The 10,391-nt window shown below is 73.6% G+C and carries 11 protein-coding genes; 2 read left to right on the top strand and 9 right to left on the bottom strand.

Going from position 1 to position 10,391, the window contains the following annotated elements:
• Positions 1–395 (bottom strand): pirin family protein (locus tag AB0N76_RS23350; RefSeq protein WP_363559868.1); only part of this gene is annotated, 395 nt, incomplete at its 3' end.
• 152 nt (positions 396–547) lie between these two features.
• Entirely contained in the window at positions 548–1,231 is a 684-nt protein-coding gene (gene rpe, locus AB0N76_RS23345; protein ID WP_363559866.1) for a ribulose-phosphate 3-epimerase, read from the bottom strand.
• A 286-nt stretch (positions 1,232–1,517) separates the two neighbouring features.
• On the opposite strand from rpe, the gene AB0N76_RS23340 reads away from it, so the two are divergent.
• Positions 1,518–2,375 (top strand): hypothetical protein, encoded by an 858-nt coding sequence (locus AB0N76_RS23340; protein WP_363559864.1) that lies wholly within the window; start codon positions 1,518–1,520, stop codon positions 2,373–2,375.
• Between the two features lie 36 nt (positions 2,376–2,411).
• Here AB0N76_RS23340 and AB0N76_RS23335 read toward each other — a convergent pair whose 3' ends face one another.
• The 6 genes from AB0N76_RS23335 to AB0N76_RS23310 form a co-directional block, all read right to left on the bottom strand.
• Entirely contained in the window at positions 2,412–2,954 is a 543-nt protein-coding gene (locus AB0N76_RS23335; RefSeq protein ID WP_363559862.1) for a DUF4188 domain-containing protein, read from the bottom strand.
• Positions 2,955–3,102: 148 nt separating this feature from the next.
• Positions 3,103–3,702: a TetR/AcrR family transcriptional regulator gene (locus AB0N76_RS23330; RefSeq protein WP_363559860.1), complete on the bottom strand. Its 600-nt coding sequence runs from the start codon at positions 3,700–3,702 to the stop codon at positions 3,103–3,105.
• A gap of 99 nt (positions 3,703–3,801) precedes the next feature.
• Positions 3,802–5,088 (bottom strand): MFS transporter, encoded by a 1,287-nt coding sequence (locus AB0N76_RS23325; protein ID WP_363559858.1) that lies wholly within the window; start codon positions 5,086–5,088, stop codon positions 3,802–3,804.
• A 116-nt stretch (positions 5,089–5,204) separates the two neighbouring features.
• On the bottom strand, positions 5,205–6,191 hold the full coding sequence (locus tag AB0N76_RS23320) for an aldo/keto reductase (protein WP_363559856.1): 987 nt from the start codon (positions 6,189–6,191) through the stop codon (positions 5,205–5,207).
• Positions 6,192–6,310: 119 nt separating this feature from the next.
• Complete coding sequence (locus AB0N76_RS23315) at positions 6,311–7,183, bottom strand: ABC transporter permease (RefSeq protein ID WP_363559854.1); 873 nt, start codon at positions 7,181–7,183, stop codon at positions 6,311–6,313.
• Positions 7,183–8,148, bottom strand: coding sequence for an ATP-binding cassette domain-containing protein (locus tag AB0N76_RS23310; RefSeq protein ID WP_363559874.1), 966 nt, complete (start codon positions 8,146–8,148; stop codon positions 7,183–7,185). The genes AB0N76_RS23315 and AB0N76_RS23310 overlap by 1 nt, the downstream gene beginning before the upstream one ends.
• 209 nt (positions 8,149–8,357) lie before the next feature.
• On the opposite strand from AB0N76_RS23310, the gene AB0N76_RS23305 reads away from it, so the two are divergent.
• Positions 8,358–9,071 (top strand): TetR/AcrR family transcriptional regulator C-terminal domain-containing protein, encoded by a 714-nt coding sequence (locus AB0N76_RS23305; protein ID WP_363559872.1) that lies wholly within the window; start codon positions 8,358–8,360, stop codon positions 9,069–9,071.
• Positions 9,072–9,229: 158 nt separating this feature from the next.
• Here the strand turns inward: AB0N76_RS23305 and AB0N76_RS23300 are convergent, their stop codons facing one another.
• The gene (locus AB0N76_RS23300) at positions 9,230–10,315 is read right to left on the bottom strand and encodes a hypothetical protein (RefSeq protein WP_363559852.1); all 1,086 of its coding nucleotides are present in this window, start codon (positions 10,313–10,315) and stop codon (positions 9,230–9,232) included.
• Positions 10,316–10,391 lie beyond the last annotated feature (76 nt).

Raw genomic sequence — 10,391 nt, 5'->3', positions numbered from 1 at the left:
AGGTAGCGGGCGTGCGGGCGCGGGGACTCCTCGGAGTGGGAGATCGCCCGGCCGGAGGTCATCAGCCCGAGTTCGCGCGGGCGCACCGTCTGGAGATTGCCCAGGCTGTCGCGGTGCAGCACCTCGCCGGCGTGCAGCCAGCTCACCGTCTGCAGGCCCATGTGCGGGTGCGGCGGGACCTGCATCCCCGGCTCGTCCGCGATGTCGTCCGGGCCGTAATGGTCGACGAAACACCAGGCCCCCACCATCCGCCGCCCCAGATTGGGCAGCAGCCGCCGTACCACCGTGCTCTCGCCGAGCTGCACCCGGCGGGCGGTCAGCAGGTCGCGGACCGGGCCGGTGTCGGCCTCGCCGCCGCACTGGGTCGGGGTGGGCTTGAGGTCGAGGTTGCTCATGGCGCGGGTCCACCACCGTACGGGTCGGGGTCGGGTCGGACGCCGTCCCACCGCCCGGGGAGCGTCCGCAACGATCCTCCGCCAGGGCGCGCCGTTCCTCCACCCGGGCGGGCCGTTAGACGGGCCCGGCCGGGTGGCGGAGACGCGGTGGCTCAGTGGGCGCAGGCCCACCAGGCGTCGGCGGTGGCCCCGTCGGCGAGGGCGCGCAGCTTGGCGACCGCCTCAGCGGGGTCCTCCGCGCCGTACACCGCCGAGCCCGCCACGAAGACGTCCGCGCCGGCCTCGGCGCAGCGCTCGATGGTGCTCGCCGAGACGCCGCCGTCCACCTGGAGCCACAGCTCCAGGCCGTGCTTGGCGATCAGCTCCCGGGTGCGGCGGATCTTCGGCAGCATGATGTCCAGGAACGCCTGGCCGCCGAAGCCCGGCTCGACGGTCATGATCAGCAGCATGTCCAGCTCGGGCAGCAGGTCCTCGAACGGCTCGATCGGCGTGCCCGGCTTGAGCGCCATCGAGGCGCGGGCGCCCTTGGCCCGGATCTCGCGGGCGAGCCGGACGGGCGCGGCGGCGGCCTCGGCGTGGAAGGTCACCGAGCCGGCGCCGGCCTCCACGTACTGCGGGGCCCAGCGGTCCGGGTCCTCGATCATGAGGTGGCAGTCGAGCGGGATGTCCGTGGAGCGGGCCAGCGACTCGACGATCGGCACGCCGAGCGTCAGGTTCGGCACGAAGTGGTTGTCCATCACGTCGACGTGCAGCCAGTCGGAGCCCCGCACGGCCTCGGCCTCCTCGGCGAGCCGGGCGAAGTCCGCGGACAGGATGCTGGGGTTGATCTGCGCCATGGGGCCTGTTACCTCTTCTTGCCTTCGTGCCGAGGGTGGTGGCGTCCGCACGCGGGCGCCTCGGCCCATCATCTCGCGCCCCGTCGGCGGCGTGTCACCACCGAGACCTCCGCGTGACCGTCATCACACCCCGGGCGGGGTTATCGTGACCGCCGCCGTGGTCATCAGCCTTGTACGACAAGTCCCGTACGGCGCGGCAACGGCGCACGCCCGTCCGCACGCACGTCCGCACGCCCCGATTCCCTCTCCCCCGCGCGCGCCGCGCGCCTCCGAGGAAGGTCCTCCGTTGGCCGATCTGGTCCACCCCGCCCGGGCCCTGTGGTGGCTCTTCGAACCCGTGCACGCCGTCACCTACTTCACGCCCGAGGGCAGCGCCGCGTTCGAGGCGGTGGGCCTGCGCGGCGCCGCGCGCAGCTACTTCGGCGGCCGCGCCGCCCCGCTCGGCCCGGTGGACGCCCCGCCGGTGATCGCCGCGTTCTTCAACTTCGCGCCCGCGCCGATCGAGCGCGCCCTGCCCGCGATCTGGAAGCTGGCCGACCCGGACGCCGCGCTCGCCGCCCGCATCGAGGGCGCCTCGGCGGCCCTGGAGCGCCTGCTGGAGCACGTGGACCCGCGACAGGTCGAGCTGGTGACCGACCTGCTGGAGGACGTCGTCACCCGGCTCGACTGCGCCGGCCGCGTCCTGGCCGCCGCCAACGCCGCCCTCCCCCGCCCGGCCGGCCTGTACGGGCGGCTCTGGCAGGCCGCCACCGTGATGCGCGAGCACCGCGGCGACGGGCACGTCGCCGCCCTGGTCTCGGCCGGGCTCGACGGCTGCGAGGCCCTGGTGGTGCGCTGCGCCCTGGACGCGCGGCGCGAGGCGCTCCAGCCGATGCGCGGCTGGACCGACGAGGAGTGGGACGGGGCCACCGCGCGGCTGGTCGAACGGGGCTGGCTCACCGAGCGCGGCACCATCACCGAGTGCGGCCGGCTCCGGCACCAGGCTCTGGAGGCCGCGACCGACCTGGCCGCCGCCCGGGTCTGGGAGGGCCACCCGCGCGCCGCGCTCGACCGGCTCGCCGCGGCGCTCAAGCCGATCTCCACGCTCTGTCGCACCGCACTGCCCCCGATCAACCCGATCGGCCTCCCGGCTGCCCTCGCCTGACCGCCACCGGCCCCGGCCGCCGTCGGCCGGGGCCGCTCACTCCTTCTCCGTCCCCTTTTTCCCATCCCCTTCCCCTTCCCCCTCCCCCGACCGGAAGGCGAGTCGCTGCTTCGCGGTCCGCCCCCGGCTCTCCACCGGCACCACCCCGGTCGCACCCGCCAGCCCGAACGGCGGCATGTCGAAGTACACGCTCTCGTACGACCCCTCCGGCACGATGTAGGTCTCGTGCCAGAGCCCGACGTGCCCGCGCATGCGGCCGTCCTTCAGCTTCCGGTTGGCGATCTTCCAGACGCGGTGGTGGAAGGCGTCCGGCGCGGTCGCGTACCGGTAGAGCTTCTCCTTGGACTCCCAGTACTGGACGACGTAGTAGGTGCGCGGCGAGGCGGTCAGCAGGATCCGCCCGCGCAGCCCGCGCTCCGGTTCCTTCGCCAGCTCGTACAGCATCCGGAACATGGCCAGCATCATCGGCCCCCACTGGTGGACGGCCCAGAACCGGTTGATCCGCATCCCGATGAGCAGGACCACGGTGTCCCCGGTGGCGGCCGCGGTGGTGAAGCCCGGAGTCGGTTTCGCGAACACGTCTACCCCCAGCGTTCTCGGCTCTCCCGGCCCTCCGAACCCGCCCGCCGAACCGATTACCCGCGAGTAGGAGGGTCGATGTAATCGGCGATTACATCAGTGCGCACCCACCCGGTCAACCCTCCGCGCACCACCAAATCCCCTTACCTCAGCCGGGGTTGGCAGCCGGACCGGCGATCCCCCGGCCGAACGCGTCCAGCACCTGCCCGGCCACCTCCTCCGCCTTCTCGGCCGGCAGGTACCCGTCCACGATCATCTGCACCAGGCCGTAGACCAGCGCCTGCCCCGCCAGCCCCACCAGTCCCGGATCCCCCGCCTTCAGCAGCCCGGCCTCCTGGTCGGCGACGATCACCTCGGTGTACGCCCGGTCGAGCCCGGACAGCCGCTCCCGCAACTCCGGCTGCGGCGACGGCGCGAACACCCGCGACCGCACCAGCGCGAACCGGTGCGGGTACCGGATCGCGTACCGGACGAACCCCAGCCCGATCGCCCGCAACACCGCCCGCTCCCGCCCCGCCCCCTCCCCGGCTCCTGCCGTGCTCCGGTCCACCTCCGCTCGCTGCCACGCCTCGAAGTCCGCCAGCACCCGGTCCGCCACCGCCGTCAGCAACGCCCGCCGGTCCGCGAAGTGCCGGAACGGCGCCCCCGCCGAAACCCCGGCCCGCCGCGCCACCTCCCGCATGGAGAGCTTCTCCACCCCCTCCTCGTCCACCAACTCGAACGCCACCCCCACCAACGCCTCAGCCAACGCCCCATGGTGGTACCTCCCCCGCCCCACCCCGGCCTGCTCCGTCATGCCCGAAGAGCTATCACAGGACCGGCAGCACCGGGTTACCGTTCGCGGGGCTCACCCGGCCGATGTCGCGCTGCGGCTCCCCTGTCCCGCGTCGGTGCCCGCCTCCGCGCCCGCGTCCGGGGTCCCCGGGCGGGTGCGCTCGGCCCAGGCGGCGATCGGGGGGCCGGCCAGGCCCAGGGCGGCGAAGAACACGCCGAGGAGCAGCCAGCCCGAGTGGCCGAGCGCGAGGACCGCCCCGGTCAGGACCAGGGGGGCGAGGGCTTGGCCCGCGTTGAAGCCGATGCCGAAGAAGCCCTGGTACTGGCCCTGGGCGTGGTCGGGCGCGAGGGTGAAGCCGAGCGTGTAGCCGCCCGAGGACTCCCACACCTCGCCGACGCTGTGGATGCACACGGCCAGGACGGCGAGGACCGGCGCGACCCAGGCGGGGACGTCGGCCGTCAGCGCCATCAGCGGGCAGCTGACGAGGAAGAGCAGCCCGGCCAAGCGGAAGGCGCGGCCGCCCTGTCGCGGGGTCTCCACCTTGGCGCCGAGCCGGCTCTGCAACAGGACGCAGACACCGCTGTTGACGGCGTAGACCACCGCCACCGTCCAGCGCGGGGCGTCCGTGTGGGCGCTGAGCCAGATCGGCAGGAGCAGGGAGACGGTCTGGTACTGCAGGCCCATGGCGCTGTAGAGCGCGACGAAGGACACGTACGGCCGGTCGGCCAGCACGGACCACCGGCGGTGCTCCTCGGGCCGGGGCAGCGGCCGGTAGTTCGGGACGCCGACCAGCCCGACGATCCCGGCACCGGCGAAGCTCGCGGCGTTGGCGAGGATCAGCGCGGTGTACGCGGCGCGGGTGTCGATCTGGATGGCGAAGGCCGCGCCCAGGGTGCCCACGACGACGCCGAGGTTGACCCAGGTGCGGAGCCTGGCCCGGAACGCGGCCGGACGCTCACCGGACGCCCGGGCGACGACCGCACCACCCGCGGCACCGGCCGCCGTGGCCCCCAGCCGGTCCAGCGTGGCGACGATCGTGAACGCGAGCCAGCTGTCGATGAAGACGAACGCCGCCATCGTGACGGCCTGCACGGCGACCGCCACCAGCCAGACCGTCCGCGCCCCGTACCGGTCCGCCAGGTTCCCCGCCGGTATGCCGGCCGCCAGACCACACAGCCCGGCGATCGTCAGCCCCACCCCCACCTGTGCGGCGGGCAGGTGCACGACGAGCGTGAAGTAGAGGATGGCAGCGGTGTTGAAGAGCCCGTTCCCCACCCTGCTGACAAAACTGGCAATGATCAACGCCCGCTGCGGCCCGACCTCCGCCCCCGCGGTCCCCCCTACCCCGGCCCCCGTCATGCCCCCACCCCCGTCATGATCATGCCGCCCAGGCTAACAGCGGCTCCCAACAGCGGTTGTGAGGGGTTCCGCGGGCCCCGGTGCGCACCGGGGCCCGCGCGGCGACAGGGGGTGGGCTACCAGGCGTAGTCCTCCGGGGCGGGCTTGTGGCCGGGGAAGAGGTCGTCGAGGCGGGCGAGGAGGTCGTCGTCGAGCTTGACGTCGAGGGCGTGGACGGCGGCGTCGAGGTGGGGGATGGTGCGGGGGCCGATGATGGGGGCGGTGACGGCCGGGCGGCTGAGCAGCCAGGCGAGGGCGAGGTCGGCGGGGTGTTCGCCGAGTTCGGCGGCGAGGTCCTCGTAGGCCTGGATGCGGGGGCGGTTGGCGTCGAGGATCTCGCCGGCGTGGGTGAGCGCGCCGCGGACGAGGGTGCCCTCGCGCTCCTTGCGGAGGGCACCGCTGAGGACGCCGCTGCGCAGCGGGGACCACGGGAGCAGGCCGAGGCCGTAGTGCTCGATGGCGGGGATGACTTCCAGTTCGATGGTGCGGTCGAGCAGGTTGTAGAGGGACTGTTCGCTGACCAGGCCGAGGAAGTGCCGGGCGCGGGCGGCCTCCTGGGCCTGGGCGAGGTGCCAGCCGGCGAAGTTGCTGGAGCCGACGTAGATGATCTTGCCCTGGGCGACCAGCACCTCCATCGCCTGCCAGATCTCCTCCCACGGCGTGTCCCGGTCGATGTGGTGCATCTGGAACAGGTCGATGTGGTCGGTGCCCAGGCGGCGCAGGCTGGCCTCGACGGAGCGGCGGATGGCGAGGGCGGAGAGTCTGCCCTCGTTCGGCCAGTCGCCCATCGGGGCGTAGGCCTTGGTGGCGAGCACGGTCCGTTCGCGGCGGCCGCCGCCCCGGGCGAACCAGCGGCCGATGATCTCCTCGGTGCGGCCCTTGTGGTTGCCCTCGGCATCGCGGCCGTAGCCGTTGGCGGTGTCGAAGAAGTTGATGCCCCGCTCGTGGGCGCTGTCCATGATCAGGTGGGCGTCGGACTCCTCGGTATGCGGGCCGAAGTTCATGGTGCCCAGGCAGAGTCGGGAGACGGTCAGGCCGGTGCGGCCGAGGTGGGTGAACTCCATGGGCCCCACCCTCTGCCGCACCGGGCGTGGTGTCCAGCACATTAGGGATCAGGTGACGCGGACGTGTGCGCTGCGGTCAGCGGACGTGCGCGGTGCGGTCATACGGGTGTGGCGGCGGTTCAGCGGCCGTGGGTGGCGAACTTCCGCACGGCGAGCGGGCCGCAGAGCAGCAGCAGCGCGGCGCACCAGAGCAGGGTGACCGGGACGGCGTGCTGCATCGGCCACGCGGTGCCGGGGGCGGACGGGTTGCCGAACAGGTCGCGGCCGGCCTGGACGACGGCGCTCATCGGGTTCCAGTCGGCGACCGCCCGCAGCCAGCCCGGCATCCCGCCGGTGGGCACGAAGGCGTTGGTGACCATCGCCAACGGGAAGACCGCCACCGCGAGTTGCCCGGCCGCTTCCTCCTTGCCGACGGCCAGGCCGAGCAGCAGACCCACCCAGGTCATGGCGAACCGGAAGAGCAGCAGCAGCCCGAACGCCCCTGCGGCGTCGGCGAGTCCGCCCCGGATCCGCCAGCCGACGGCCAGCCCGACCCCGGCCAGCAGCGCCAGGACGACCACGCTGACCAGCAGGTCCGCGAGCGTCTGGCCGAGCAGCAGGCCGGTGCGGGAGACCGGCATCGAGCGCAGCCGGTCGGTGATGCCGCGCCCGACGTCGCGGGCGGCGCCGACCATGGTGGGCATGATGCCGTTGACGGCCACCATGGCGAACAGGCCGGGCATCAGGAACTCCCGGTAGCCGGAGGCCTGGGCGCCGGAGCCGCCGAGACCGCCGGGACCGCCAGGGTCTCCGGGGACGGTGATGGCGCTGCCGAAGACGTAGCCGAAGACCACCACCATCACCACCGGCACGCCGAGCGAGGCGGCGAGCAGCCCGGGCGAGTGGCGGTAGGCGAGGAGGACGCGGAGCGTCGACGACCAGGTGTCGGCGACGAGGCGGGCGAGGCGACCGGGCGAGGCGGGCCGTGCCCCGGCGACAAGAACGGCGGACATCAGGCGGCCCTCCCAGCGGTGGCGATGGTGGCGTCGGAAACCTGGGGCTCGCCCCCGGTGAGCGCGAGGAACACGTCATCGAGCGACGGCGGACTGAGCGCGGCGTCCCGGGCCACCACCCCCACCGCGTCCAACTCCCGGACCAGCCTGGGCAACAGCACCTCCACGCCCGGTCGCGAGACCACCGAGACGGTCCGCGCGTCCTGGTCCACCAGGACGTCGCCCGACTCGGCCAGCGCGGCCAACACCACGGCCGCCTCACCGAGTTGATCAGCGTCGGCGAGGGTGACCGAGACCCGGGTGCCGATCGCCGCCTTGAGCCGCGTCGGCGGTCCGGTGGCGATGGCGGTGCCGTGGTCGATCACGACGACGGTGTCGGCGAGCCGGTCGGCCTCCTCCAGGTACTGGGTGGTGAGCAGCACGGTGGTGCCGGACTGCGCCAACTCCCGTACCGAGTACCAGATCTGCTGCCGGCTGCGCGGGTCCAGGCCGGTGGTGGGCTCGTCCAGGAACAGCACCGGCGGGGCGGTGACCAGGCTGGCGACCAGGTCGAGCCGGCGCCGCATGCCGCCGGAGTAGGTGCGGACGAGGCGGTCGGCGGCGTCGGCGAGGCCGAAACGGTCGAGCAGTTCGTCGGCGCGGGTCCGGGCGGCGCGGGCGCCGAGGTGGTGGAGCCGGCCGAGGAGGTGCAGGTTGTCGCGGCCGGTGATGCCCTCGTCGACGGCGGCGTGCTGGCCGGCCAGGCCGATGCTGCGGCGGACGGCGTCGGGTGCGCGGACCACGTCGTGCCCGGCGACGCGGGCGGTGCCGCGGTCGGGGGCGGCCAGCGTGGCGAGCACGCGGACGGCGGTGGTCTTGCCGGCGCCGTTGGGGCCGAGCAGGCCGCAGACGGTTCCGGCCGGGACGGTCAGGTCGAGTCCGCGCAGGGCGCGGGTGGTGCCGAAACGCTTCTCCACCCCCGTCATCTCGACGGCGACGTCCGCGACGTCCTCGGCATGTGCGGCATAGGTCCAGGCGGTATCGGACATGGCTCTGCCTTCCCCTCACTAGGTACAGCGTACGTAGAAGTGAACGTGAACGCATCGTACTACGTACGCCGTACGTATCTAATATGGGAGACCGAGGTGATCAACCAGTGCCGTCCAGCAAGTCCCCGTCCAACGACCCCGCGCCGATGTCCGCCGAGGTCCCCGAGCTGATCTGGCTCCGCCCCGAGCGCACCGGCCGCGGCCCCCGCCCGGCCCACAGCCGCGCCTCGATCGCCGCCGCTGCCATCGTCATCGCGGACGCGGAGGGCCTGGACGCGGCCTCCATGCGCCGGGTGGCGGCCGCGCTGGGCGCGGGCACGATGTCGCTCTACAACTACGTCCCGAAGAAGGAGCACCTGCTCGACCTGATGCTGGACGCCGTCGCCGGCGAGTACGACTACGCCCCGCTCGCCCCGACCGGCGACTGCCGCGCCGACCTCCGCCGGCTCGCGCACACCCAGCTGGCCGCGATGCGCCGCCACCCCTGGGTCCCCGCCCTGGTGATCGCCCGCCCCGGCATCGGCCCCAACGCGCTGCGCTACACCGACCACTTCCTCGCCGTCACCGAGCCCAGCGGCCTGGACGGCGCCACCCGGCTGGAGGCGATGGCGCTGTTCAACGGGTTCGTCTGCCAGTACGCGCAGTACGAGCGCACGGCGGTGGCCGGCGCCAAGTGGCAGGCGGAACTGGTCGGTTACCTCGCCCGGGCCGCCGGCAGCGGCGAGTACCCGCACCTGGCGGCCGCGTTCGCCACCGCCGCACCACCGCCGGCAGCCGACCAGGCGCCGGCCCCGGACGCCGCGTTCGACCGGGCGCTGGACCGCGTGATCACGGCCGTCCTCGCCCCACCGCTGCCGTAGCCGACGCTCCCCCACCCGACGGCGTCGCGTCCCACGGCCTCGCAGCGCCGACGGCAAGCGCCGACGGCAGTGGGGTGCCGCCCTCGACGGGTTCCGGCCGCCCGGCGTCCGCCCCGCCGCCGGAGCCGGAGCCGGAGCCGGAGCCGGCCGGGCTCAACTCAGCGACGATGCCCGCCGCGCCCGGACGGGGACGGCGGCGGGATGTCGACCGGCTGGGTGGTCAGGTACCAGGAGCCGCCCCCGTCGGACTCCCGGACGACCAGGAAGCCGGGGCGGGACAGACGCAGCGTCCGGCGGCCGTTACCCCCACCGAACACCACACCGTCATGCCCGGGGGTGCTGTCAGGCCAGGCGGGTGGGCGACAGTCGCAGTCGGGCCAGAACCGCAGGCACTGGCACAGGTAGCGGACCTCCCAATTGACGTCCGTCTGGAACTGGACGGTGAGCAACGCCGGGCCGCCGTCGTAGTGGAGCACCTCGTCACCGCGACCTCGGTGTTCCGGGGCGAGCGCGGTGGCGGCCGACAGCGGGACGACGCGGGTCGACCAGTGGTGGTGGTCGATGCTGTTGGACGCGGTGACGCGCAGGTGCGTGGCGTCCGCGGGAAGGTAGAGGCGGCCGTGGTAGCCGTCGACGACCGAGATCAGATGGTCGCCGGTGTCGGTCAGGTCCTCGGTGCGCGTCACGGGATGGATCGAGAAGAAGCCCGCACCGGGGGCGTCGGCTTCCAGCAGGGCAGGACGGCCGGGCTCGGGACGGTCGATGAGCACCTCGGTCGTCCCGTCGCCCGCACCCGTCGACACGTGGCGCTCGCCGGTACCGGCGAGCGCTCGCGGGCGGCCGGGGTCCTCGGCCGGCGGGAGCGCGTCAATGGGGACCGAACGGCCGTTGCGCCTGGCGTCGAGGCGGACCATGGCGGCGCGGCCGTCGTGCAGGGCGCTCAGCGCGTCGGATTCCGTGCCCGCCGCGCTGGCCCGGTCGTACGCCGCCAGCACCGCCCGGTACTCCTTCAGGACGGCCGGGGTGGCGTCGGTGCCGTCGACGTCGAAGTCCAGGGCGACCACCTCCTCCCCGAAGGCGGTCACCGACTCTTGGACCGCCGCAGACAGTTCCGGTGTGGTCGGCACCCCTGCGGTCTGTACCGCCGCAGGCTGCACTGCGGCGGCGGAGCGGCGCCGACGAACCATCGGGTACAGCGAGCCCAACCCCAGGCCGAGCAGAAAGCTCACCACGTAGCCGATCATGCCCGGGATTCTCGCACGGGCGTTCGCCGCTCAACCAGGGGTCTGGGCCCAGGGCCCATCCCGCCATTTTCTGTTA

Origin of the sequence: Kitasatospora sp. NPDC093806 (assembly GCF_040683335.1) — a bacterium.
Taxonomy (GTDB): Bacteria; Actinomycetota; Actinomycetes; order Streptomycetales; family Streptomycetaceae; genus Kitasatospora.
Note: the sequence above shows the minus strand (reverse complement) of the source record. Positions and strands in the feature narration are given on the sequence as shown.

What these genes read in the sequence shown, in the direction of transcription:
- rpe (WP_363559866.1), bottom strand. Translation starts at nt 1,231, where the DNA reads ATGGCGCAGATCAACCCCAGCATCCTGTCCGCGGACTTCGCCCGGCTC.
- AB0N76_RS23325 (WP_363559858.1), bottom strand. Translation starts at nt 5,088, where the DNA reads ATGACGGGGGCCGGGGTAGGGGGGACCGCGGGGGCGGAGGTCGGGCCG.
- AB0N76_RS23320 (WP_363559856.1), bottom strand. Translation starts at nt 6,191, where the DNA reads ATGGAGTTCACCCACCTCGGCCGCACCGGCCTGACCGTCTCCCGACTC.
- AB0N76_RS23315 (WP_363559854.1), bottom strand. Translation starts at nt 7,183, where the DNA reads ATGTCCGCCGTTCTTGTCGCCGGGGCACGGCCCGCCTCGCCCGGTCGC.
- AB0N76_RS23310 (WP_363559874.1), bottom strand. Translation starts at nt 8,148, where the DNA reads ATGACGGGGGTGGAGAAGCGTTTCGGCACCACCCGCGCCCTGCGCGGA.
- AB0N76_RS23305 (WP_363559872.1), top strand. Translation starts at nt 8,358, where the DNA reads ATGTCCGCCGAGGTCCCCGAGCTGATCTGGCTCCGCCCCGAGCGCACC.
- AB0N76_RS23300 (WP_363559852.1), bottom strand. Translation starts at nt 10,315, where the DNA reads ATGATCGGCTACGTGGTGAGCTTTCTGCTCGGCCTGGGGTTGGGCTCG.